Consider the following 22,066-nt stretch of genomic DNA (forward strand, 5'->3'; position numbering starts at 1 on the left):
AAACGATTCAGAGCGCGCCGGGCGGCAGATAGCCCTGGTCTGGCGTCTTCATCTCGAAGCCGAACCATTTCAGCTGCAGCTCCTTCAGCTTGCCGCTGTCCTTCAGCTCGCCGATCTTGGTGTTGCTGAATTCGCGCAGGTCCTTGTCCTCCGGCCGCACGACCCAGGACAAGTAGGAGAATTCGCCGATCGAGCCGACGACCTTGTAGGTGTCGGGGACGTTCTTCATCAGCACCGCCGCCGAAGGCGAGGCAATGACAATCGCATCGACCTGGCCGGAAGCGAGAGCGACATGGGTCTCGGGGAAGGAGGTGAACAGCTTCAGTTCGCCGACACCCTTGCCTCCCTTGTCCTTGAGTTCCTTGTCATAAGCTTCGATGATCGGCTGCACGGACGAGGCAAGCTGCGTTGCCACCACCATGCCGCTGATGTCTTCCGGCTTCTTGATGCGCTCCTCATCGGCGCGCACCACGATGACGTTCTCGAACGAGCCCGTCGGCCTCGTATAGGCATATTTCGCCGCCCGCTCGGCATTGATGCCGGTCGAGGTGGCCATCAGATCGAACTTCTTCGCCAGCAGGCCCGGCAGCAGCCCCTGGAACGGCAGGTTGAGCTGGTCGAGCTTCACGCCGAGCTGGCTCACCACATAGTCGAGAATGTCCTTGTTGTAGCCGACGATCTGGCCGTCGCGGACGAACTCGAACGGCTCGAAGGCGGCCTCGGTACCGACGACGATGGTGCCGCGCTGCTTGATCTGGTCGACAAGCCCGTCGGCATGAGCGGCGGATGCTAACGACAGGAAGAGCGGCGCGGCGGCAAGCAGAGACAGGACGCGGCGGCGCGATGCGGAAAGGAACTCACCCATTGTTACCCTCTTTTTTCTTCGGTTTTGCTGCGCTGGTAGGCCCGGCCCGAGTGCTTGAACACGCGGCCGATCATGTAGCTCTCGGAATCCTTGATCCCGGGAACGTTCGCCAGTTCGCTGACCAGGAAGTCATGCAAGCTGGTCGTTGATGGCAAAGTGAGTTGGATGATGATGTCGAACGGCCCGGTCATGGCGTAGACGCTGTCGACGAACGAATATTCCGACAGTTTCCGGGCGACGCTGATGATGTGCTCGCGATCGACATCGAACCCGACAATGGCGGCGATGCCGACATCGCTGCGCAGGGGGCGCACGACCGCCTGGATGCAGATATCCGGATCCTCGAGCACGCGCGCCATTTTCCGCCGCACCGTCGCTTCGGTGACGCCGATGCGCTTGGCGATATCGACGCTCGACATCCGCCCGTCGACCTTGAGTTGGGAAAGCACCGCCTGTTCGGTGTCGTCGAGATCACTCGTGCTGACGAAATCCCACATGCAATTCCCCATTGGTGTCGATTTCCGACTATTATTTTGAAAATTACATAAGAAATCGTCAAACACAATCCCACCCATGCCGAAAACCATCGAAGGAAGGCCTGTCGATGGTCGGATGAGATCTGGAAGCTGGGCTTGATGTTGAGGGAAGTCGCGTCGATGGACGTCAGCCAGGGAGGGTCGCGCGGCGCGCGGGCATCCGACGCGCATGGAAACAGCCCCCGTTGGAGGCAGCCTCAAGAGCTTGTCGGTGTCCTGGACTGGGCGGTGGCCCGAGCCTTCGGCTCCGGTCGTCAAAATTCCGCCAAACGCAAAAAGACCGGCCAGAGGCCGGTCCTTTGCAACTCAAACCTTCAAAAAAGCTGGTTTCAGCTTTCCTTGGGGGTCAGCACCTGGCGACCGCGATACATGCCGGTCTTCAGGTCGATATGGTGCGGGCGGCGCATTTCGCCGGAATTCTTGTCCTCGACATAGGTCGGGGCCTTGAGGGCGTCGGCCGAGCGGCGCATGCCGCGCTTGGACGGAGAGGTTTTGCGTTTCGGAACGGCCATGGATATGCTCCACTACATGGTCAAAAGCCCCGCCCGCCCTCGTGAAAGGGCCATGTCGGGGCCTAAATCTGAGAAAGTCGGGTGCCTATACACGCCTGACACTGTTTTGGCCAGCACTACAGTGAATTTTTTTGAGTCGGCCAGGCTAGGGTGTATTGAGGTTCAGGTCAGGCCGAGCCGAAAACGATGGATACCGAGAACCGGAGCGGAGCGTACTTGAAGTACGTGAGCACCGGAAGCGCAGGTCTCCGCCGTTTGCAGGCCGGCATCACCTGAACATCGATATAGCCTATTCCAGACAGCCGACATAGGCGCCTGAACGGCCGGCACGCCGCTCGATCAGATTGGCGAGCCGTCTCAAGCCCGGCCCGGGTTTTGCCGGATTGCGGGCGATCGGATTGGGCAGCGTGACGGCCAGAAGCGCCGCCTGCCGTCTGGACAGTTGTTTTGCCGGAATGCCGAAATGATGCTGCGCCGCCGCCTCGATGCCGTAGATGCCGGGGCCCCATTCGGCGATGTTGAGGTAGATCTCCATGATCCGCCGTTTCGACATCACCGCGTCGAAATAGACGGCAAGCGGCAGTTCGACGACCTTGCGCACCGAGCCCAGCGGCCTCGACCACAGGAACAGGTTCTTCACCGTCTGCATGGTGATGGTCGAGGCGCCGCGCGTCGCCTCGCCGGCCAGCGCATCGTCGACGACCCCCCTGAGTTCGCCGAGATCGACGCCGCGGTGGAAGCAGAACTGACCGTCCTCCGACATGATGACGGAATGGGCCAGCACCGGCGCGACATCGTCGATCGACACCCAGCGCCGGTCATAGCCGGAGAAGGTCGCCAGATCCTTCAGCATCAGCGTCGACACCGGATGCACGAAGGACGGCAGGTAAAGAAAAGTCAGCACTGTCGGGATCAGCGCCAGCACGGCGGCCGCGATGAGGCCGCGCCGGACCCAGCGCCTGAGACCGCGGCGGTTCACGCCGCGCGATCTCGTCGCCATGTCCAGCTTTTCGGTTTCATGATCGACGATCGGTTCCGCCAAGCCGCCCAACCCGTGCCAGAGAGATCCTTTTGAAACTCCCTCCTGTTCATCATATGACGGTGTTTTCGAGACCCGGAGCGAGCGTACATTCGAGTACGCAAGCACCGGAAGCGCGGAAAACGCCTTCAGATGACCGCAGGAGGAGAGTTTCCAAACGGGCTCTTACCGCTCCGGCATAATGGCGCTTGCCTTCTTGCGCAACGTCTGAGTGTCGGCTACCGCTCCCGGCCATGACGAATGACGACGAAATGGCGTTCGAAATGGCGCTTATCCGGCGGGCAGCCGCCATCGAGGTGCTGCTGCGGCGGTTGCTCGATGATCGCCCGCTTTCGGGCGAGATCGCGCGGCCCGATCGTCTGATGGCGGCGATGCGCCATGGCGTGCTGAACGGCGGCAAGCGCCTGCGGCCGTTTCTGGTCATGGAAAGTGCCGCCCTGTTTTCGGCCGATGGCGAAGCGGCGCTGCGCGTCGCGGCGGCGCTCGAATGCGTGCACTGCTATTCGCTGATCCATGACGACCTGCCGGCGATGGACGACGATGATCTGCGCCGCGGCCAGCCGACCGTGCACAGGGCCTTCGACGAGGCGACAGCCATCCTGGCCGGCGACGCCTTACTGACCCTGGCCTTCGACATCATCGCCAGCGAGGCGACCGTGTTGCCGGCCGAGCGGCGGGCCGCCCTGGTGCTGGCGCTTGCCCGCGCCGCCGGTGCCGGCGGCATGGTCGGCGGCCAGAAACTCGACCTCGAGGCCGAACAGGCAGCGCCCGACGAGGCCGGCATCATCCGGCTGCAGGCGATGAAAACCGGCGCGCTGATCCGCTTCGCCTGCGAGGCGGGTGCCATCATCGCCGGCGCGCCGGCTGAGGATCGCGAACGGCTCGCCGAATTCGGCTCGGCGATCGGCCTCGCCTTCCAGCTTGCCGACGACCTGCTCGATTTGACGGCCGACGCCAGCCAGATGGGCAAGGCGACCGGCAAGGACGCCGCCGCCGGCAAGGCAACCCTGGTGGCGCTGCATGGTGTGAACTGGGCGCGCAGCCAGTTGCATGGCCTTGTCGGCCAAGCGCACGCGCTGCTCGACCCCTATGGCGACAAGGCGGCGCTGCTGAAGGAAGCCGCGACCTTCGTCGCGACGCGCAATAGCTGACGGCAGGCCCGATATCGGCGGTGCGTGGCGAGAGGCAAATGGGAGATCAGCTTCGATGTCGTCCAATCTGTTCGGTCTCAGCGGGCGCCGGGCGCTCGTAACCGGCTCGTCGCAAGGCATCGGGCTCGCTCTGGCCAAGGGCCTGGCGCAAGCCGGCGCAAGCGTGATCCTCAACGGCCGTGACGCCGCGAAACTCGGCGCGGCGGCGGCGCAGATCCCTGCGGCGGAAACGCTCGCCTTCGACGCGACCGATCATGACGCGGTCCGCTCAGCGATCGACAATTTCGAGCTGTCCGGCGGGCCGATCGACATATTGGTCAACAATGCCGGGATGCAGTTCCGCACGCCGCTTGAAGATTTCCCCGCCGATGCGTTCGAGCGCATGCTGCAGACCAATGTCGCCAGCGTCTTCCATGTCGGTCAGGCGGTCGCACGCCACATGATCAGGCGAGGCCGCGGCAAGATCATCAACATCGCCAGCGTGCAGACAGCCCTCGCCCGCCCCGGCATCGCGCCCTACACCGCGACGAAAGGCGCGGTCGGCAACCTGACCAAGGGCATGGCGACCGACTGGGCCAGACACGGCCTGCAATGCAACGCCATCGCGCCCGGCTATTTCGATACGCCGCTCAATGCGGCCCTTGTCGCCGATCCTGCCTTCAGCGCCTGGCTTGAGAAGCGCACGCCGGCCGGCCGCTGGGGCAAGGTAGAGGAACTGGTCGGGGCCTGCGTGTTCCTGGCCTCCGATGCCTCGTCCTTTGTCAACGGTCATATCCTTTATGTCGACGGCGGCATCACCGCATCGATCTGATCCGCCGCGACGCCCTGTGCAAGAGCAACCGCGCCTTCCGCGCGAACGAAATCTTAATGTAAATGAAGCGTAATCCCGATCGTTAAAATAATGCGTATGTGTTGGGGTTGCGCATGCCGGAATATTCTTCCTTCATCCGGTTTGTCCGGATCCGCTACCTTTCAGGACTGCTGATTTTCGCGCTGGCTTCCATGGCCATCATGATTGCGCTCGACCGTGTCAATTCCTTCCGCCATGACATCGATGCGCTGAGCAGCAACCTCGTCGTCTTCACCCGCGACCTGCGCAACGCGACCAGCTTCGCCGAGACGACGGGGTCCGCCTGGCGCAACGAAACGCGCGATGCGCTGAGCGCTTCGGCGCGTGACCATTCCGAACGCCTGACCCGCGAGATCGACACACTGACCGCTCAGCTCGACGCGATACGTCCGCGCCTGTCGGCCAAGACCATCAACGAACTCGAAGCCTCTTCCGTCAACGGCGATCTGTTCTGGTCGCCGCGCGACATGGTGCGCAATCTCAACCTGATGTCGGTGGCGCAAAAAGCCGATGAATGGAGCTACCGGGAAATCCGCAACCAGAACGACCTGTTTGTCCAGCCGATGCTGGTGCGTGTCCGCACCGCGATGGATGACGAGCGCCATCTGGCCGACGCTTCCAGCGACCGGCTGCTGCTGTGGGCGAGCGGCCTGTTGTTCGGCGTCCTGGCCATCGTCGCCTTCTGGATCTTCCGGCCGATGGAGCAGGCGATCCGCCGCGCCTTTGCCCAATCGGCCGAATCTCTGTTCAAGGCCGAGGCCGCCGACCGTGCCAAGTCCGAATTCCTGGCCAATATGAGCCACGAGATCCGCACGCCGATGAACGGCGTGCTCGGCATGGCCGAATTGCTGGCCAAGACCGAATTGACCGCGCGCCAGAAGACCTTCACCGACGTCATCGTCAAATCGGGCAATGCGCTGCTCACCATCATCAACGACATCCTCGATTTCTCCAAGATCAATGCCGGGCAGCTCACCCTGGACCCTGCCCCGTTCCGTCTCTCCGAAGCGGTCGAGGATGTTGCGACGCTGGTTTCGGCACGTGTCGCCGAAAAGAACCTAGAACTCATCGTGCGCGTCGATCCGCGCCTGCCGGCCCATGTCGTCGGCGACGCCGGGCGGTTCCGGCAGATCGTCACCAATCTGGTCGGCAATGCGGTGAAGTTCACCGAGAAGGGCCATGTGTTGATCGATGTCGGCGGGGAAACCGTCAACGATGTTGTCCACCTCAAGCTGCGCGTCGAGGATACCGGCATCGGCATCCCGGCCGAGAAATTGCAGAGCGTGTTCGAGAAATTTGCCCAGGTCGACGGGTCCTCGACCCGCCGTCACGAAGGCACTGGCCTGGGACTTGCCATCGCCGCGCGCCTCGTCGACCTGATGGCCGGCAAGATCGGCGTCGAGAGCGAGATCGGGCGCGGTTCCGTCTTCTGGTTCGCGGTGCCGCTGCCCGTGCATCATGCCGAAGCGCGCGACGCGGTCGTGCCGGTCGACGTCACCGGCGCGCGCGTCCTGGTCATCGACGACAATCCGGTCAACCGCGAGATCCTGCTCGAGCAGCTCAGAAGCTGGAGCTTCGACTGCGCGGCGGCAGAAAGCGGCGCCGTGGGGCTCGCCTTCCTCGATCGCGCCTGCCAATTGGGTGCCAGCGTCGACTGCATCATCCTCGACTACCAGATGCCTGGCATGAACGGCGCCGATGTCGCCCGCGCCATCGCCGCCGACAGCCGGCTGTCCGCCATCCCGATCGTTATCCTGACCTCGGTCGACCAGGTCGATTTCGGCAAGATGATCATCGACTTCGGCATATCGGCGCATCTGACCAAGCCGGCGCGCTCGGCGATCCTGCTCGGCACGGTTATCTCGGTTATCCAGAAGGCCCGCTCTCAGGCCGGCAAGGCGCATTTCGTTCGCGAGCCGGTCCAGATGCCGCAGGCGGCTCCGCCTGCCTTCACGGTCATCCGTGGCCCAGCCGTGCCGGCCGTGGCAGTACCGGAATCGACGGCCACGTCGAACGGCCCGATCGACATCCTCATCGCAGAGGACAATGAGGTGAACCAGTTGGTGTTCGGCCAGATCCTCAACGGGCTTGGCCTCAGCTACCGCATCGCCGGCAACGGCCGCACGGCGGTCGAGATGTACCGGTCGCTGCATCCGAAACTGATCCTGATGGACGTCTCGATGCCCGAGATGAATGGCTACGAGGCAACCCGCGCCATCCGCGCGATCGAGGCCTCGTCGGGCGGCCACATCCCGATCGTCGGCGTCACCGCGCACGCGCTGAAGGGCGATCGCGACAAATGCATCGAGGCCGGCATGGACGACTATCTGCCGAAGCCGGTCTCGCCCGATCGCCTCGGCGCCAAGATCGGCACATGGCTCAGCGAAACGGTGGTGGCCAAGACGGCCTGATCCAGGTCACGACGCCAAGCGGGCCGCGTCAAGACGATAGCGGCGCATCCAGTCGAGGCTTGTCTCGTCGGCGAGCTTTGCGACGCCGGGCCGGATGTCATCGGCATTCGGAAGCTGAACGCCGAGGGCCTCGCAGATGCCCAGCAACGCCGCCGCCGGATCGGCGGACAGATGCTCATAGCCAACGCGCAGCGGCGTTATGCCTTGCGCCGTGAACCAGATGTTCCAGGCCGCGTCATAGGATTCAAGTTCGGCAAGCTCCCCCTTGATCCGCTCGAAATCATATTGGGGCTCTTGCGCCGGTGCGACCCTTTCGATTTCGGTGCCGTCAGGCGCGATGTGCCAAAGACCGGTCTGCTGTGCCTTGATCAGCGAGATCGCCTGCGCGAGCTTGTTCTCCCGCGACAGATGTATGTAGAGAATGCGGCCAAAAGCTCTTTCGAAACGCGCCGTGTTCGAGGCCAACCCTGGGAAAATCCGGTCGAGGATCGCCGAAAGTTCATCCAGGTTTTCGCGCATCAGGCGCAGGCCGAAGATCTCGGTGCCGCCCTTGCCTGCGGTGATTGCCGCATCGAGATAGGCGACATCGAATTCAAGCTCGCCCATCGTGTCGCGGGCTAGCAGTTTCCACTCCTCGGCCCACTCCGACACATCCTGCCGCCGATAGAATGAGTGCGGATCGCCTGATGTCCCGGTGGATGCCAGGAGCTTGCACAGCAAAGTGCTGCCGGTTCTCGGCGTGCCGCAGATAATGTAGGCGTCGAACATCCCGTTGCCCTTGTCGTTTCACAGGCAGGGCAAACCCCCGGCCGATCCATCGCCGCCTATAGTCGAAATTGTTGCTGGATGCGACGGGCGCATTCCAGCGGGGTGAGATGGCTGGTGTCGACCTCGATATCGTAGACTATGCCCGCGTGCACGCGCCCATATTGCCAGCGCGCCAGGCCCGGCCGCCTGTCGGCCCTCTGGGCTTCACGGGCTTCCAGGACCTCCAGCGGCGCCATGACGCCAACCCGATGGAGATCGAAGGCCGACAGCAGTTCGACATATTCAGGCATTTCGCCATTGCACAGCACATCGTCGACGATCAGGCTGTTGCCTTGCCCGGCCATGGCGGCGACGGCGTGGCGCATGCCGCGCAGGGCACGCACTCCCGTCGGTCCGGTCCTGATCACGACCGAGGGCCGGCCGCCTTGCCGGATGGTCTCGTAGGAGAAGCCATAAGCATGGTCCTGCAAGGCATCGGGCAGCATCTCGATAAAGGTGTCCATCTGGACATGCAGGAACGGTTCGGCGGTTATTGTCTGCAACGCCCTGGCGATCGAGCTTTTGCCGGCACTGCCGACGCCATTGAGCAGGACGATCCTGGCTTTCACGTTCGATTCTCTTTCAAGCATCGAGCCGGCTTCAGGCCTTTAACGGTTGCGCACCACCACGCAGGCCCCGCCGACGCTCTGCAGTTTCTGGCAAATGACATTGGCGGCGGCGCGGTCGTCGATTCCGATCCTGACCGCGTAGATGCCGCGCCGCCCAATCGGCGTGCGCACCCGGCTCACCACCGGATCATGACCGGCAAGCAGGGCCGGAAACCGGCTCCTCACCCGCAGCCACTGGCTAATTGCGGCACTGCGGCGGAAATTGCCGGCCACCTGGACGCCCCATGGTTTGACGTTGATCGAGGCCATCGCCACGGTCTGGGACATGATCACCGGCAGCTTGCGGCAGGCAACGGCAAAATCCGTCTTGGCGTCGAGCGGCGCGACCTGTCCGGCATAGGCGGGGTCGGTGAACTTGTCGACCGGCTCGCCCATGATGTCGAAGACATAGCTCTCGGTCTCCATCGGCAGGAAACCGCCCGAACCCAGCCAGCGCGACACCCGGCTTTCGCCGGCATTGTAGGCGGCGGCCGCCAGGCCAAGATTGCCGTAGCTGGTCTTCATTTCGGCGAGATACTTCGCCGAGGCCGGGATCGCCTGGTTGATGTCGAAGGAGTTTTCGAGCCCTCGCATCTTGGCGGTGCCCGGCATGAACTGAGCGATGCCCTCGGCGCCGACGGGGCTGACTGCGTTGGGATCGAAACGGCTTTCCTTCCAGATCAGCCGGGCGAAGAAATCCCGGGGCAGGCCGTTCTGGTCGGCATGGGCCTGGATCAAATTGCAGACCTTGTCGATCAGCCGCTGCTTGGCCGATTGCGGCGGATCGGCCTGGGCAAGCGTCGACCAGGCCACACTGCACAGGACAATCAGCGCCGCCCTGGGGAAACGCCGCATCTGGCCTACTCTGCCGCGGCCTTGCCGCTGCGACCGAACCGTTGCTCGATGTAGTCGGCGACCATTTTCTCGAAATCCGCCGCGATCGCTGGCCCCCGGAGCGTCGCCGCCTTCTTGCCGTCGACGAAGACAGGCGCCGTCGGCGTCTCGCCGGTGCCGGGCAGCGAAATGCCGATATCGGCATGCTTGGATTCGCCAGGGCCGTTGACGATGCAACCCATCACCGCGACCTTGAGGTTCTCGACACCCGGATATTTTTCGCGCCACACCGGCATGTTCTTGCGCAGATCCGCCTGGATGTTCTGGGCGAGTTCCTGGAACACGGTGGATGTCGTGCGGCCGCAGCCAGGGCAAGCGGCGACGATCGGCACGAACTGCCGGAAGCCCATCGTCTGCAGCAATTCCTGCGACACCTGCACCTCGCGCGTGCGGTCGCCATTCGGCTCGGGCGTCAGCGAGATGCGGATGGTGTCGCCAATGCCTTGCTGCAGAAGGATGCCCATCGCCGCCGACGAGGCGACGATGCCTTTCGAACCCATGCCGGCCTCGGTGAGGCCGAGATGCAGCGCATGGTTGGAGCGGGTGGCGAGTTCGGTATAGACGGCGATCAGGTCCTGTACGCCGCTGACCTTGGCGGACAGGATGATCTTGTCGCGGCCGAGGCCGATCTCTTCGGCCATCTCGGCCGACAGGATCGCCGACTGCACGATCGCCTCACGCGTCACCTCCTGCGCCGTCAGCGGGAAACCCTTGTCCTGGTTGTCATCCATCAGCCGGGTCAGGAGCTCCTGGTCGAGAGAGCCCCAATTGACGCCGATGCGCACCGGCTTGTCGTGCTTGATCGCCATCTCGACAATATCGGTGAACTGCCGGTCCTTCTTGTCCTTGAAGCCGACATTGCCCGGATTGATGCGGTATTTGGCCAGTGCCTCGGCGCAGGCCGGGTGATCGGCGAGCAATTTGTGGCCGATATAGTGGAAGTCGCCGACCAGCGGCACATTGACGCCGAGCCGCAAGAGCCGCTCATGAATGCGCGGCACGGCAGCGGCGCTCTCATCGCGGTCGACGGTGATGCGCACGATCTCGGAGCCGGCGCGGTGCAGTGCGGCAACCTGCGCGACCGTCTGGTCGATATCGGCGGTGTCGGTGTTGGTCATCGACTGCACGACAACCGGGGCACCGCCGCCGACGACCACGCCGCCGACATCGACGCCGACCGAGGTGCGGCGAGGGAAGGGAAAGGAAAAATATCCGGTCATGCCGGCAGCCTTTTGTCTCTGGAGCGCCAAGCGTCCACGTCGACGCACAAGCACACCCCGGGGCCGAAGCGCAAGAGTCCGGCATGAGGTGGAGGAGCAAAGATGGCTTGTCAATGGCGACAGGTCGCCACTGGCCCCGAAATGACCCGCAAGCAGTTCCCCGGTGCCGAAGTTTTGACCCTGTCGCTCGCGTTGACGGACCGCATACCTTCGCGATTGGCGGAGATGTTCCACACTTCGTCATCCACGAGCGGAGCAAAGAGCGTAGCGACGCGGCGCAGATCCCTGGGGCTGCCCCGCAGCCCAAGGGATCCATGCAGCGACTTCCGAGCGTTGCTGCGGTGAGAATTCCGCTCCGCTGCACCCTTCGGCCGAGGAAACGGAATGGATCCCAGGGTCCCCGCGACGGAGCTTCGCTCCTGCTTCGCCCTGGGATGACGAAGTTGAGAAGGCTCTTCGGCCCAATATGATTTTTACGATGGCCCGCCCAGAGCGGAAAATTAAAATCCACCAGCACCGGCGGCGGTTGCCGCCGGCAAGGAAGACCGCATAGTGGCGGCTATGTCAGTCGGGCATCAATGCGTGGTCGGTTGCGCTTTCAATTTCTCAATCGCATCCTTGAGTGCCAGCTTGCGTCGCTTGAGATTCACGATTTCGAGGTCGTCCACCGACGGGTGGTTCATCGCGTCATCGATCTCGCGTTCGATGTCGCCGTGTTTCCGCTGCAACTCGTCAAGATGGGAAGCAAGAGACATGATTGGTTCTCCCTTTCATGGTTTCCTCGATTGCTGCCGCCAAAAGGCGCGTCCACCGCAGGTCGCTTCTGTGACGGCACAATGACACTTTGCCACCTTCCGACTGCGATGTCGAATGCTGCGTGGTAGCATTCCACGGCAATGTGAAATGTGATATGGGCTGCGCGCCGGTGGCAGAAATCGCCGCCCCCGCCCAATCAGGCCCAGTTTTTGGGCGCCGCAGTGCAGACGGTAGAGAATGTCCGATCAGGAACAGGCCGATATTCGCCTCGAATTTTCCCGGCTGAAGCAGGAACACGCCGATTTCGACGCGGCGATCAACGCGATGATCGCCACCAATTGCGACCCGCTGCAGATCCAGCGCATGAAAAAGAAGAAGCTGGCGCTGAAAGACCGGCTGATGAAGCTGGAAGACAAGATCATTCCCGACATCATCGCTTGAGCCGCGGGCCGCGCGATCCTCGTCACGTTTCGCCTATCCGGCGATGGAGAGCCTGCCGGCCCGCTCGCGCAGCAGGCCGATGAGACTGCCGGTCCGCTCCTCGGTGGTATCGATCGGAACCACCAGGCACATCGTCGCCTCGACCTTGCCAGGCGCTGAAAAGACCGGCACGGCAAGACATTTGGTGTAGGCGTCGACGAGCCCCGAGGTGACGCAGTAGCCGGTGACCCGCGCCTTGGCGATGTCGGCGATGAAATCATCGAGCCGCAGCTTGCGGCCATCGGGCAGCACGAGATCGTCCTGCGACACCATGTCCTCGATCGCGGCCCGCTCCAGCCCCGCCAGCAGCAGCCGGCCCGAAGCGGTCCAGGGCAGCGGTATCTGCAGGCCGGTGGCGGAACTGATGCGGAACGGCCTGGTGCCGGGGCTGGAGTGGACGATGGTGTAGCGGCCGCTCTGCAGCATGCACAGTTCCGAAGTCTCCCCGGTCTCGCGCGACAGATGGTCGACCTCCTGGCGCCCCCGCCGCAGCAGGTCGTTGCCGCGCACATAGTCCATTCCATAGAGATAGAGCTTCTTGCCGAAATAGACGCGGTTGCCGTCGCCGGCCATTTCCAGCAGGCCTGCGTCGACCAGCGAGCGCACCAGCGTATAGGTCGTCGAGCGCGGCGCATTCACCCCCTTGGCAAGGTCGCCGATGCCGATTGCGCGCTGCGTCGTATGCAGGAAGTCCAGGATTTCGAGCACCCGGTTGAGGCCCTTTTCGCGGGAAGCCGTCGTCTTTTCATCGGCCGAAACGGCCAAGGCATTGCCATCTTGCATTGTCGATTCCTGGTGCTAGTATCTGTCTTGTACAGGATACATGCGTCTCTTGTAAGAGACAATATTCTCATGATCACTGTCGCGTGTATTGCCTGTGCATAGGGGAACACAACACGAAAGGAGGTCGCCGTGAACGACACATCCGGAAGACGTGATTTTCTGAAATTGGGAATGGCTGGACTGGCCACCGCCGGCGTGCTTGCAACCGTCGATGCCCAGAAGGCTGCCGCCCAGGCCGCATCCGACAGCCTGCTGCGCACCGTGCTCGACCGCGGCAAGCTGATCGTCGGCACCGGCAGCACCAACGCGCCCTGGCATTTCGAGAATGATGCCGGCGAACTGGTCGGCATGGACATCACCATGGGCCGCATCCTGGCCAAGGGCCTTTTCGACGATCCGACCAAGGTCGAGTTCGTCATGCAGGATCCGGCGCAGCGCATCCCCAACGTCACCACCAACAAGGTCGACATCACCATCCAGTTCATGACGATGACGGCGCAGCGTTCGCAGCTGATCAACTTCACCCGGCCGTACTATGTCGAAGGCGTTGCCCTGCTGACGCTTCCCACCGCCGAGAACAAGACCTTCGACAAGCTGCTTGCCGGCGGTTCGGCGACGCGCATCTCCATCCTGCAGAATGTCGACGCCGAAAGCTCCGTCCACTATGCCCTGCCGCAGGCACAGGTGCTGCAGATCGACACCCAGGCCAACGTTCTGCAGGCGCTGGAATCCAAGCGCGCCGACGCTGCCGCCGTCGATCTGTCCACCGTGCGCTGGCTCGCCTCACGCAATCCGGACAAATATTTCGACGCCGGCAAGAGCTGGTATTCGATGCTCTACGGCGCCGCGCTTCGGCAAGGCGACCTCGACTGGCTGACCTTCGTCAACCAGACCTTCACCATTGCAATGTTCGGCCATGAATCGGCGCTCTATGACGCCGCCTTCAAGGACTATTTCGGCCAGGAGCCGCCGGCGCGCCACCCCGGCTTCCCGGTCATCTGATCCCGGATTGCGGAAGGGCCGCGTTCCAGCCCTTCCGCAACCTATCCGACGCCCTTCACACCAAGGCGGACGCATGGGCTACGCCCTCAATTTCAATCTGATCTGGCGGCATTTCGACAAGCTGTGGGGCGGTCTGCTGCTCAGCCTCGAGCTTGCCGTCATCTCGATCGCCATCGGCGTCGTCATCGGGCTGGTACTGGCGGTCTGGTACGTCTCGGCCGGGCGCGTGGTGCGGGCGATCATCGCCGCCTATGTCGAATTCATCCGCAACGTGCCGCTGATCCTGCTGGTCTACCTTGTCTTCTACGGCCTGCCGACCGTGGTCGACCTGGCCTACAGCGCGCCGACCTCGTTTGTCCTGACACTCTCGGTCTATAGCGGCGCCTATCTGGTCGAGGTGTTTCGCTCGGGCCTGGAGGCTGTCCCGCGCGGCCAGCTCGATGCCGGCAAGGCGATCGGCCTGACACCATGGCAAAGGCTCATCCATGTGCGCCTGCCGACCATGCTGCGCATCACGCTGCCGGCGCTGTCCAACACCTTCATCTCGCTGTTCAAGGACACGTCGATCGCCTCGGTCATCTCGGTGCCCGAGCTCACCTTCGGCGCCCAGTGGATCAACTTCAACACCTTCCGCATCGTCGAGGTCTATCTGGTGACGACGGCGATGTATCTGGTGACGGGCTACGCCTTGCTTTTTGCGCTCAGGCTCGTCGAGCGCCGGTTCAGGGCGGCGCGCTGACATGCTGAGCCAGATCCTATACGCCCTCCCTTTCCTCGCCAAAGGCTTCGCGCTGACCCTTTGGGTATCGCTTCTGGTCGTGGTCCTGTCGCTCATCGCCGGCGTCCTGCTGGGTGTAGCCCTGGTCTATGGTCCCGTCCCGCTGCGCTGGGCGGTGCGCATCTTCTCGGACACCATCCGTGGCATTCCGATCCTGGTGCTGATGTTCTTCGTCTATTACGGTCTGCCTGCCATCGGACTTCATCTGCCGTCGTTCTGGGCGGCGGTGCTGGCGCTGACCCTGTTCAAGACGGCGCAGGTCATCGAATATCTCAGGGGCGCGGTCGCCTCGATTCCCAAGGGACAGTCCGAGGCCGCAATGGCGATCGGGCTGACCTTCCGCCAGCGGCTGACCTACGTCATCTTCCCGCAGGCCTTCAGGCGCTTCCTGCCGCCATGGATCAACGGCGTCACCGACGCGGTCAAGGGCAGCGCGCTGGTCTCGCTGCTCGGCATCACCGATTTGATGCAGGCCATCAACCAGGTTATCGGCCGCACCTATGAGGCGATGCCGCTCTATATCCTCGGCGCGCTCATCTACTTCTCCGTCAACTATGCGCTTTCGCTCGCCAGCCGGCGGCTCGAGCGGCGCTTTGCCTTCATTCGGGAATAGCACGATGTCCGACACCACAAGCGCCAATCCGGCACTGCTCGAAGTGCGCGATGTGTCAAAGGCTTTCGGCGCCGTCGAGGTGCTGCGTTCCGTCAGCCTTCAGGTGAAGCGTGGCGAGGTTGTCACCGTCATCGGACCTTCCGGCAGCGGCAAGACCACGCTGCTGCGCTGCGTCAATTTCCTCGAAAGCTACGATAGCGGCTCGATCCGCATCGACGGCAAGGAGGTCGGCTATCTCTCAGCCGGAACGCGCCAGCGCCGCAGCGAGCGCGACTTGGCCGCCATGCGTGCCGAGACCGGCATGGTCTTCCAGAGCTTCAACCTGTTTCCGCACCTGACGGCCGCCGGCAACATCATGCTGGGCTTGACCAAGGTGCGGGGGAAGAGCCAGGCCGAAGCGCGCCAGGCCGCCGAACACTGGCTCGGCCGCGTCGGCCTCGCCCACAAGGCCGACAGCCTGCCGGCGGAGCTTTCCGGCGGCCAGCAGCAGCGCGTCGGCATCGCGCGCGCCGTGGCGATGGAGCCGAAGATCCTTTTGCTCGACGAGATCACCTCGGCGCTCGATCCCGAACTGGTTGGCGAGGTGTTGGCCGTAGTGCGCAGCCTTGCCGAGGACGGCATGACCATGCTGATGGTGACGCACGAAATGGCCTTTGCCCGCGACGCCTCGAGCCGCATCGTCTTCATGGCCGATGGCGGCGTCAGCGCCGTCGGCCCGCCCAAGGAGATCCTCGCGGCGGAGACCACCAACGAGCGCCTCCGCACCTTCCTGGCGCGTTTCCGCGCCTCGCATTTCTGACATCGGACGGCTGATGCCGTCTCATTTTTGAATATCGGATGGCTGAAGCCAACCAAGGGAGCCTTCTTCCATGACGCCTTACATCCGGCTCGCCGAACTTGGCCTGACGCTGCCCGAGCCGCCAACCCCGATCGCCAACTTCGTCACCCATGCCGAGAGCGGGCGGCTGATCTTCCTGTCCGGCCAAGGGCCGCTGCGTGCCGACGGCACGCTCTGCACCGGCAAGGTCGGCGAGGATGTGACCGTCGAGCAGGCCTATGAGCATGCGCGCCTGACCGGGCTCAATCTGCTCGCCGTCATGCACGCCGCCGCCGGCGATCTCGGCCGCATCGTGCGCGTCGTCAAGCTGCTCGGCTTCGTCAACGCGACGCCGACCTTCAGCGACCACCCCAAGGTGGTGAATGGCTGTTCCGACCTGTTCGCCGATGTCTTCGACAAGATCGGCGGGCATGCGCGATCGGCCATCGGCGTCGGCTCGCTGCCCGGAAACATCACTGTCGAAATCGAAGCGGTCGTCGAGATCGCCGCCTGATCTGCCACCCACAGGATCCGCTCACATGAAAACCACTTCCTCCACCGGCTCCAACACCACCATCCGCGAACGGCTGGGCTTGAGGCCAATCATCAATGTCTCGGGCACCATGACCGCGCTCGGCGCATCGATCATCGTCCCGGAAGCGATCAGCGCCATGGCCGAAATGGCCTCGCAATGGGTGGAGATGGACGATCTGCAGCGTGCCGCGAGCACCGTCGTCGCGCGCCTCACCGGCGGCGAGGCAGGCTTCATCACCGCCTGCTGTGCCAGCGGCATCACCATGGCGATCGCCGGCGCGATGACCGGAACCAGCCTGCTCGCCATCGAGCGCCTGCCCGATGATACCGGCGACCTCAAGTCGGAGGTCGTCATCCAGCTTGGCCACATCGTCAACTACGGCGCGCCGATCGACCAGTCGGTCCGCGTCGCCGGCGCCAGGGTGGTACCCGCCGGCACGGTCAGCGTGACGCAGGACTATCATGTGCGCGAAGCAATCAACGAGCGCACGGCGGCGGGCCTCTATGTCGTCGCCCACCACACCGTGCAGTACGGCATGCTGTCGCTGGAGGAATTCTGCGAGATCTGCCACGCCAAGGGCGTGCCGGTGATCGTCGATGCCGCGTCCGAATACGATCTGCGCGGCTTTCTGGCGCGCGGCGCCGACATCGTCATCTACAGCGGCCACAAATTCCTGAGCGGGCCGACCAGCGGCATCGTCACCGGCCGCAAGGATCTGGTGCGGGCGGCCTATCTGCAGAACCGCGGCGTGGCGCGGGCCATGAAGGTCGGCAAGGAAAGCATCGCCGGCACCATGGCCGCGCTGGAAGCCTGGGAGACGCGCGATCACCACGGCATCCGCCGGCGCGAGGAGGCCGCTCTCAATCTCTGGAAGGACGCTTTGCAGGGGATACCAGGCATCTTTGCCAAGATCATTCCGGACCCGACAGCCAATCCGCTGGACCGGCTGCAGATCTTCGTATCGCCCGAGAGCCGCTTTACCGCCGCCGGGCTCACCTCGGCGCTTGCCTCGGGCTCGCCGCCGATCATTGTGCGCAACCACGAGATCGAGCGCGGCCATTTCTTCCTCGACCCCTGCAATCTGCATCCCGGCGAGGCCGAGGTCGTCGGAGACCGCCTGCGCGCCATATTGACCGCGAAGGACCGTCCCGCCGATGCGATGAAGACTGCCCGCAAGGATTCGTCCGGCGTCCTGCGCTGGCCGGATTGAACGACAAGCCGACCAGCAATCGCGAAATGCACCGGCCGATCACGCGACTGTGATCAGCCGGATTTGCACGCGGCGGGAATAAACCGGCGCCGCGACAAGTCTCCTCGGTATACGCCACTGCTGGCGTTGAGGAGATCGGCATGCCGCATCATTGCCAGGACAGCGAATATGGTTGCGGCGTCAGCTGTCACCATGTGCTGGCGAGCAAGATCGTCACCAGTCCCTCCTTCAGGACGCTTGACACTGGTGACACAGATGAATTCACTTTCACCACAGCAGGCGGCGTTGCCTGCTTCCGCGGGTTTCGCCCGCGCAGGCAGGGCAAGATTGCCGTCGCTCTCTGAAAGCGCACGGCCTGTTCCTCCCGGAGTATCGGATCATGGTGCTGCTTTGAGCGAGAGGGCGCAGGCACAACGCTTCAACGAGGTGGTGCTGCCACATCTCGGCGATGCGCTGGCGCTCGCCCGCTGGCTGACCGGCAATGCCGCCGACGCCGAGGATGTCGTGCAGGACGCCTGCATAAAGGCGCATGCCGGCATATCAGGCTATGCTGGCGGCAACGCCCGCGCCTGGCTGCTGACCATCGTGCGCAACACCTCCTACACCTGGATGTCGCGCAACCGGCCGCGCGCCATGATGGCCGTCGGCGATCTCGGCGATCTCGACGACATGGCCGCGGCACACGGCAGCAGCCTGCCGGACGAGGATGGCCCGGAGGCGAGCCTGATCGCCAGGGCCGATACGGCGGCACTCGAGGCTGCGATCGCCGCCTTGCCGCAGCCATTTCTCGAAACGCTGGTGCTGCGCGATATCAACGGCCTCAGCTACCGCGAAATATCGGCCATGCTTGCCGTGCCGATCGGCACGGTCATGTCCAGGCTGGCGCGTGCCCGCGGTCTGCTGGCGTCTGAACTGGGGAGAGCGTCATGACGCACGACGACGGACTGCCCAACGATCCCGAAGGCATCAGGCTGATGATCCACGCTCTGGTAGATGGCGAACTCGATGCGGCCGCGGCACTGGCCGTGGAACGGCGCATCGCTGCCGACCCCACGCTTGCCGCCGAGCATGCCCGCATTGTCGCCTTGCAGGGCGCCGTCAGCCGCTTGCCGCGTCCCGATGTCAGCGACGCCTTTCGCGCCCGCATCGCGGCGATCGGCATGGCCGGCACCGAGCAACAGGCGCCGGCCGAGGTGGCGCAGCCGCAGCGGGGCGCGCCGTCGGCATTGCCGGGATTGATTGCAGGCGCCGGCGGCGGCCAGAGACGGGAAGCTGGGACACGTCCTTCCCTGGCGCGCCCATCGCCAAGAGCGCGCCGCTTCGGTTCGTTCGACTGGCGCGCCATGGCGGCGTCGATCATGATCAGCGCGGTGCTCGCCAGCGGGGCGACGCAATGGGTGATGCAGAGTGGCGTCGATGACGGCTTTGCCGCCGCGGTCGCCAGCGGCCATCGCCGCAGCCTGCTTGCGGCGAGCCCGATCGACATCGTTTCGTCCGATCGCCATACGGTCAAGCCGTGGCTCGACGCCCGCATCGGCGTCTCGCCGCCGGCGCCGGACCTTGCCCAGGACGGCTATGCGCTGATCGGCGGCCGTGTCGAGGTGATATCGGGCAGGCCGGTGCCGGCCCTGGTCTACCGCCACCGCGAACACCTGATCACGCTGGTCGCCGAACCGCAGCAGGGCGGCAAGGCCACTCAGCCCGACGACCTTTCTTCGGGCGGCTTCTCAATGGTGCAATGGAGCGACGGCGCCTTCTCCTATTGGGCGATCTCCGACATGGAAAGGCCCGAGCTCGACGACTTCGTCGCTCGCTTCCGCAAGGCGGCGGTTTGACCCGGATTGTGGCCGTCGGCATCTGGCCGATGGCCTGAAATCCTTGCGGCCCCGCGCGAATTCCGCTAAGGCGCGCCTTTGTCGCCGGGGAGCAATAGCTTGAACGACCAACGCGCCGACGTCGCCATCATCATGGGCAGCCAGTCCGACTGGGCGACGATGCGCCAGGCAGCCGAAACGCTGGAGGCGCTGGGCGTTCCGCACAAACGGCTGATCATATCAGCCCATCGCACGCCCGACCGGCTCTATGAATTCGCCAAGGGCGCCAAGGCCGCCGGCTACAAGGTCATCATCGCCGGCGCCGGGGGTGCGGCGCACCTCCCCGGCATGACGGCGGCGATGACGCCGCTACCGGTATTCGGCGTGCCGGTGGAATCGAAGGCGCTGTCGGGACAGGATTCACTGCTCTCGATCGTCCAGATGCCGGCCGGCATTCCGGTGGGGACGCTGGCCATCGGCAAGGCCGGTGCGGCCAATGCGGCCCTCCTGGCCGCCGCAGTGCTGGCCCTGAACGACGACAAGCTCGCCCAGCGGCTCGACGCCTGGCGCGCCTCGCAGACCGCCAAGGTCGCCGCTGAACCGACGGATACGCCGTGAGCCTGCCCGCGGGATGGACCATCGGCATCATCGGCGGCGGCCAGCTTGGCCGCATGCTGGCAATGGCCGCCGCCCGCCTCGGCTACCGCACCATCGTGCTGGAGCCGCAGCCGGATTGCCCGGCCGCCCAGGTCGCCAACCGGCAGATAACAGCCGCCTATGACGATCCGGCCGCCCTTGCCGAACTGGCGGCCGCGAGTGCCGTCATTACCTACGAGTTCGAGAACGTGCCGGTCGCCGCGGCAGAAGCGCTTGCCGCCAAGGTGCCTGTCCATCCGCCGGCGCGCGCGCTTGACGTGGCGCAGGATCGGGTGAACGAAAAGACATTCCTCAACGGCATCGGCATCGCCACCGCCGATTTTCGTCCGGTCGACACCGACGACGAGCTGACGGCGGCGCTGAAGACATTCGGCGGCAGCGGCATCCTGAAGACGCGGCGCATGGGCTACGACGGCAAGGGCCAGCGCGTCTTCCGCAACATGGAAACAGGCGGCTTCGCCGGCACCTGCGAGGCGATGGGCAACGTGCCGCTGATCCTGGAAAGCTTCGTGCCGTTCGAGCGCGAAATCTCCGTGATCGCGGCACGGGGGCTGGACGGAGCGGTCGTCGCTTATGACCCGGCCGAGAATGTGCATCGCAACGGCATTCTCCACACCTCGACCTTGCCCGCCGCCATCACACCACAGACGGCGGCAGCGGCGCGTGCGGCTGCATCGAAGATATTGTCCGCGCTCGACTATGTCGGCGTCATCGGCGTCGAGTTCTTCGTGCTGGCCGACGGTTCGCTGCTGGCCAACGAGATTGCGCCGCGCGTCCACAATTCCGGCCACTGGACAGAGGCCGCCTGCGTCGTTTCGCAGTTCGAGCAGCACATCCGTGCCGTTGCAGGACTGCCGCTCGGCAGCCCGGACCGCCATTCCGATTGCGTGATGGAAAACCTGATCGGCGACGACGTGCTGCGCGTGCCCGCCCTGCTCGCCGAGCCCGACCTGATGCTGCATCTCTACGGCAAGGCCGAGGCGCGGCCCGGCCGCAAGATGGGCCACTTCACCCGCATCAGCCGGCACGGCTAGAGCAAACAATGAGGTAAAAGCGGTTCGGCGTTTCCGTGAAACGGTGAACCGTTCTATCGCGGACGCAGGTTACTGCACCTCGTCGCCTTCAACCTCGTCGGAACTGGCGCAGCCCGCATCGCCTTCCTCGCAATTGGCCGAGGCGGCGAGCTGCTTGACGCGGTCGTTGGTCAGCCTGGTCAGGCATTGCGAAACCTCCATCGCGTGGACGGAACCGCCCGTTCTGGCGGCGGTGGTATGCGCGCATTCGGCGTCGCGGAAGGCGATCCAGGCGCGCTGCGCCGCCTGCAGCAACCTCTTGCCATCGGCATCATCCGAGCCGATCAGGTTCTGGTAGGCCGCGTTGAGCTTGGCGTCGGCCGCCTGGTAATCCGCTCCGGCACAGATGTTCATCATCTGCTGGCTGTCGTCGGAGCGGTCGCATTCCTGTGCGCGAGCACCCGACGCTCCCGCCAACAAGACAAGGCAGGCGGACAGGAATGTTCGGCGCATGATGGTCCCCAAATCACTTGCGATACAGCGCATCATCCCAGTGCGCCCGGAGCCGTGCAATGCCGCCGGGACGACATGGCGGATATTTGATGATATCAGGACGCGGCGCACGCTTGCGGTTGACACGGACAAGGGTCCTCGTTTATGAGCCACCCACCGTTCAAAAGGCGCGTCTTCTGGCGCGCCTTAAAATTTCGACCCG

General features: G+C 64.0%; 26 protein-coding genes. 15 read left to right on the top strand and 11 right to left on the bottom strand.

The window, feature by feature from the left end:
- Window positions 1-7: 7 nt before the first annotated feature.
- The 4 genes from FJ977_RS34230 to FJ977_RS34245 form a co-directional block, all read right to left on the bottom strand.
- Window positions 8-865, bottom strand: coding sequence for a transporter substrate-binding domain-containing protein (locus FJ977_RS34230; RefSeq protein WP_140777006.1), 858 nt, complete (start codon window positions 863-865; stop codon window positions 8-10).
- Between the two features lie 2 nt (window positions 866-867).
- Window positions 868-1,572 carry an Lrp/AsnC family transcriptional regulator gene (locus FJ977_RS34235; RefSeq protein WP_140777008.1) on the bottom strand — a complete coding sequence of 235 codons (705 nt, stop codon included), beginning with the start codon at window positions 1,570-1,572 and terminating at the stop codon, window positions 868-870.
- A gap of 158 nt (window positions 1,573-1,730) precedes the next feature.
- Window positions 1,731-1,913 (bottom strand): 50S ribosomal protein L32, encoded by a 183-nt coding sequence (gene rpmF / locus FJ977_RS34240; protein ID WP_008834724.1) that lies wholly within the window; start codon window positions 1,911-1,913, stop codon window positions 1,731-1,733.
- Between the two features lie 289 nt (window positions 1,914-2,202).
- Window positions 2,203-2,964: a transglycosylase domain-containing protein gene (locus FJ977_RS34245; protein WP_140777010.1), complete on the bottom strand. Its 762-nt coding sequence runs from the start codon at window positions 2,962-2,964 to the stop codon at window positions 2,203-2,205.
- Window positions 2,965-3,203: 239 nt separating this feature from the next.
- On the opposite strand from FJ977_RS34245, the gene FJ977_RS34250 reads away from it, so the two are divergent.
- The 3 genes from FJ977_RS34250 to FJ977_RS34260 all read left to right on the top strand — a co-directional run bounded on the left by FJ977_RS34250 (window position 3,204) and on the right by FJ977_RS34260 (window position 7,364).
- Window positions 3,204-4,103, top strand: coding sequence for a polyprenyl synthetase family protein (locus FJ977_RS34250; RefSeq protein ID WP_246683416.1), 900 nt, complete (start codon window positions 3,204-3,206; stop codon window positions 4,101-4,103).
- Window positions 4,104-4,158: 55 nt separating this feature from the next.
- Window positions 4,159-4,914 (top strand): SDR family oxidoreductase, encoded by a 756-nt coding sequence (locus FJ977_RS34255; RefSeq protein WP_140777014.1) that lies wholly within the window; start codon window positions 4,159-4,161, stop codon window positions 4,912-4,914.
- Between the two features lie 113 nt (window positions 4,915-5,027).
- Entirely contained in the window at window positions 5,028-7,364 is a 2,337-nt protein-coding gene (locus FJ977_RS34260) for a response regulator (protein WP_140777016.1), read from the top strand.
- 6 nt (window positions 7,365-7,370) lie between these two features.
- Here FJ977_RS34260 and FJ977_RS34265 read toward each other — a convergent pair whose 3' ends face one another.
- The 5 genes from FJ977_RS34265 to FJ977_RS34285 form a co-directional block, all read right to left on the bottom strand.
- Window positions 7,371-8,132, bottom strand: a complete 762-nt coding sequence (locus FJ977_RS34265; RefSeq protein ID WP_140777018.1) for a Stf0 family sulfotransferase — start codon at window positions 8,130-8,132, stop codon at window positions 7,371-7,373.
- 56 nt (window positions 8,133-8,188) lie between these two features.
- On the bottom strand, window positions 8,189-8,761 hold the full coding sequence (locus FJ977_RS34270) for a chloramphenicol phosphotransferase (protein WP_246683413.1): 573 nt from the start codon (window positions 8,759-8,761) through the stop codon (window positions 8,189-8,191).
- Between the two features lie 18 nt (window positions 8,762-8,779).
- On the bottom strand, window positions 8,780-9,634 hold the full coding sequence (locus FJ977_RS34275) for a lytic transglycosylase domain-containing protein (protein ID WP_140777019.1): 855 nt from the start codon (window positions 9,632-9,634) through the stop codon (window positions 8,780-8,782).
- 5 nt (window positions 9,635-9,639) lie between these two features.
- Entirely contained in the window at window positions 9,640-10,893 is a 1,254-nt protein-coding gene (gene ispG / locus FJ977_RS34280) for a flavodoxin-dependent (E)-4-hydroxy-3-methylbut-2-enyl-diphosphate synthase (RefSeq protein WP_140777021.1), read from the bottom strand.
- Between the two features lie 575 nt (window positions 10,894-11,468).
- Window positions 11,469-11,648, bottom strand: coding sequence for a YdcH family protein (locus FJ977_RS34285; protein ID WP_010911953.1), 180 nt, complete (start codon window positions 11,646-11,648; stop codon window positions 11,469-11,471).
- Between the two features lie 238 nt (window positions 11,649-11,886).
- On the opposite strand from FJ977_RS34285, the gene FJ977_RS34290 reads away from it, so the two are divergent.
- Window positions 11,887-12,090, top strand: a complete 204-nt coding sequence (locus FJ977_RS34290) for a YdcH family protein (RefSeq protein ID WP_010911954.1) — start codon at window positions 11,887-11,889, stop codon at window positions 12,088-12,090.
- A 33-nt stretch (window positions 12,091-12,123) separates the two neighbouring features.
- On the opposite strand, the gene FJ977_RS34295 is transcribed toward FJ977_RS34290, so the two are convergent.
- The gene (locus FJ977_RS34295; RefSeq protein ID WP_140777023.1) at window positions 12,124-12,912 is read right to left on the bottom strand and encodes an IclR family transcriptional regulator; all 789 of its coding nucleotides are present in this window, start codon (window positions 12,910-12,912) and stop codon (window positions 12,124-12,126) included.
- Between the two features lie 171 nt (window positions 12,913-13,083).
- Here FJ977_RS34295 and FJ977_RS34300 point away from each other — a divergent pair, with 171 nt between their 5' ends.
- From FJ977_RS34300 to FJ977_RS34350, 11 genes are all read left to right on the top strand, one after another.
- Complete coding sequence (locus tag FJ977_RS34300; RefSeq protein ID WP_171883346.1) at window positions 13,084-13,914, top strand: transporter substrate-binding domain-containing protein; 831 nt, start codon at window positions 13,084-13,086, stop codon at window positions 13,912-13,914.
- Between the two features lie 73 nt (window positions 13,915-13,987).
- Window positions 13,988-14,653: an amino acid ABC transporter permease gene (locus FJ977_RS34305; protein ID WP_056575612.1), complete on the top strand. Its 666-nt coding sequence runs from the start codon at window positions 13,988-13,990 to the stop codon at window positions 14,651-14,653.
- A 1-nt stretch (window position 14,654) separates the two neighbouring features.
- Complete coding sequence (locus FJ977_RS34310; protein ID WP_140777025.1) at window positions 14,655-15,305, top strand: amino acid ABC transporter permease; 651 nt, start codon at window positions 14,655-14,657, stop codon at window positions 15,303-15,305.
- 4 nt (window positions 15,306-15,309) lie between these two features.
- On the top strand, window positions 15,310-16,104 hold the full coding sequence (locus tag FJ977_RS34315) for an amino acid ABC transporter ATP-binding protein (protein WP_140777027.1): 795 nt from the start codon (window positions 15,310-15,312) through the stop codon (window positions 16,102-16,104).
- A gap of 70 nt (window positions 16,105-16,174) precedes the next feature.
- Window positions 16,175-16,636 (top strand): RidA family protein, encoded by a 462-nt coding sequence (locus FJ977_RS34320; protein ID WP_010911960.1) that lies wholly within the window; start codon window positions 16,175-16,177, stop codon window positions 16,634-16,636.
- 25 nt (window positions 16,637-16,661) lie between these two features.
- Window positions 16,662-17,867: an aminotransferase class V-fold PLP-dependent enzyme gene (locus tag FJ977_RS34325; protein WP_140777029.1), complete on the top strand. Its 1,206-nt coding sequence runs from the start codon at window positions 16,662-16,664 to the stop codon at window positions 17,865-17,867.
- Between the two features lie 140 nt (window positions 17,868-18,007).
- Entirely contained in the window at window positions 18,008-18,211 is a 204-nt protein-coding gene (locus FJ977_RS34330) for a hypothetical protein (RefSeq protein WP_140777031.1), read from the top strand.
- 46 nt (window positions 18,212-18,257) lie between these two features.
- Entirely contained in the window at window positions 18,258-18,797 is a 540-nt protein-coding gene (locus tag FJ977_RS34335; RefSeq protein ID WP_140777033.1) for a sigma-70 family RNA polymerase sigma factor, read from the top strand.
- Entirely contained in the window at window positions 18,794-19,702 is a 909-nt protein-coding gene (locus FJ977_RS34340) for an anti-sigma factor (protein ID WP_140777035.1), read from the top strand. Before FJ977_RS34335 ends, FJ977_RS34340 begins: the two co-directional genes overlap by 4 nt.
- Before the next feature lie 99 nt (window positions 19,703-19,801).
- Entirely contained in the window at window positions 19,802-20,299 is a 498-nt protein-coding gene (gene purE / locus FJ977_RS34345; protein WP_027141852.1) for a 5-(carboxyamino)imidazole ribonucleotide mutase, read from the top strand.
- Window positions 20,296-21,372 carry a 5-(carboxyamino)imidazole ribonucleotide synthase gene (locus tag FJ977_RS34350; RefSeq protein WP_140777037.1) on the top strand — a complete coding sequence of 359 codons (1,077 nt, stop codon included), beginning with the start codon at window positions 20,296-20,298 and terminating at the stop codon, window positions 21,370-21,372. The genes purE and FJ977_RS34350 overlap by 4 nt, the downstream gene beginning before the upstream one ends.
- A gap of 69 nt (window positions 21,373-21,441) precedes the next feature.
- Here FJ977_RS34350 and FJ977_RS34355 read toward each other — a convergent pair whose 3' ends face one another.
- Window positions 21,442-21,864 carry a lysozyme inhibitor LprI family protein gene (locus tag FJ977_RS34355; protein WP_140777039.1) on the bottom strand — a complete coding sequence of 141 codons (423 nt, stop codon included), beginning with the start codon at window positions 21,862-21,864 and terminating at the stop codon, window positions 21,442-21,444.
- Window positions 21,865-22,066: the final 202 nt, after the last annotated feature.

This window comes from Mesorhizobium sp. B2-1-3A (assembly GCF_006442655.1).
Classification (GTDB): domain Bacteria; phylum Pseudomonadota; class Alphaproteobacteria; order Rhizobiales; family Rhizobiaceae; genus Mesorhizobium.

Bases quoted from the DNA above. Each gene is read 5' to 3' on its own strand.
- FJ977_RS34230 (WP_140777006.1), bottom strand. From the start codon at position 865: ATGGGTGAGTTCCTTTCCGCATCGCGCCGCCGCGTCCTGTCTCTGCTT.
- FJ977_RS34235 (WP_140777008.1), bottom strand. From the start codon at position 1,572: ATGCGCGTCGGATGCCCGCGCGCCGCGCGACCCTCCCTGGCTGACGTC.
- rpmF (WP_008834724.1), bottom strand. From the start codon at position 1,913: ATGGCCGTTCCGAAACGCAAAACCTCTCCGTCCAAGCGCGGCATGCGC.
- FJ977_RS34250 (WP_246683416.1), top strand. From the start codon at position 3,204: ATGGCGTTCGAAATGGCGCTTATCCGGCGGGCAGCCGCCATCGAGGTG.
- FJ977_RS34255 (WP_140777014.1), top strand. From the start codon at position 4,159: ATGTCGTCCAATCTGTTCGGTCTCAGCGGGCGCCGGGCGCTCGTAACC.
- FJ977_RS34260 (WP_140777016.1), top strand. From the start codon at position 5,028: ATGCCGGAATATTCTTCCTTCATCCGGTTTGTCCGGATCCGCTACCTT.
- FJ977_RS34265 (WP_140777018.1), bottom strand. From the start codon at position 8,132: ATGTTCGACGCCTACATTATCTGCGGCACGCCGAGAACCGGCAGCACT.
- FJ977_RS34270 (WP_246683413.1), bottom strand. From the start codon at position 8,761: ATGCTTGAAAGAGAATCGAACGTGAAAGCCAGGATCGTCCTGCTCAAT.
- FJ977_RS34275 (WP_140777019.1), bottom strand. From the start codon at position 9,634: ATGCGGCGTTTCCCCAGGGCGGCGCTGATTGTCCTGTGCAGTGTGGCC.
- ispG (WP_140777021.1), bottom strand. From the start codon at position 10,893: ATGACCGGATATTTTTCCTTTCCCTTCCCTCGCCGCACCTCGGTCGGC.
- FJ977_RS34285 (WP_010911953.1), bottom strand. From the start codon at position 11,648: ATGTCTCTTGCTTCCCATCTTGACGAGTTGCAGCGGAAACACGGCGAC.
- FJ977_RS34290 (WP_010911954.1), top strand. From the start codon at position 11,887: ATGTCCGATCAGGAACAGGCCGATATTCGCCTCGAATTTTCCCGGCTG.
- FJ977_RS34295 (WP_140777023.1), bottom strand. From the start codon at position 12,912: ATGCAAGATGGCAATGCCTTGGCCGTTTCGGCCGATGAAAAGACGACG.
- FJ977_RS34300 (WP_171883346.1), top strand. From the start codon at position 13,084: ATGGCTGGACTGGCCACCGCCGGCGTGCTTGCAACCGTCGATGCCCAG.
- FJ977_RS34305 (WP_056575612.1), top strand. From the start codon at position 13,988: ATGGGCTACGCCCTCAATTTCAATCTGATCTGGCGGCATTTCGACAAG.
- FJ977_RS34310 (WP_140777025.1), top strand. From the start codon at position 14,655: ATGCTGAGCCAGATCCTATACGCCCTCCCTTTCCTCGCCAAAGGCTTC.
- FJ977_RS34315 (WP_140777027.1), top strand. From the start codon at position 15,310: ATGTCCGACACCACAAGCGCCAATCCGGCACTGCTCGAAGTGCGCGAT.
- FJ977_RS34320 (WP_010911960.1), top strand. From the start codon at position 16,175: ATGACGCCTTACATCCGGCTCGCCGAACTTGGCCTGACGCTGCCCGAG.
- FJ977_RS34325 (WP_140777029.1), top strand. From the start codon at position 16,662: ATGAAAACCACTTCCTCCACCGGCTCCAACACCACCATCCGCGAACGG.
- FJ977_RS34330 (WP_140777031.1), top strand. From the start codon at position 18,008: ATGCCGCATCATTGCCAGGACAGCGAATATGGTTGCGGCGTCAGCTGT.
- FJ977_RS34340 (WP_140777035.1), top strand. From the start codon at position 18,794: ATGACGCACGACGACGGACTGCCCAACGATCCCGAAGGCATCAGGCTG.
- FJ977_RS34355 (WP_140777039.1), bottom strand. From the start codon at position 21,864: ATGCGCCGAACATTCCTGTCCGCCTGCCTTGTCTTGTTGGCGGGAGCG.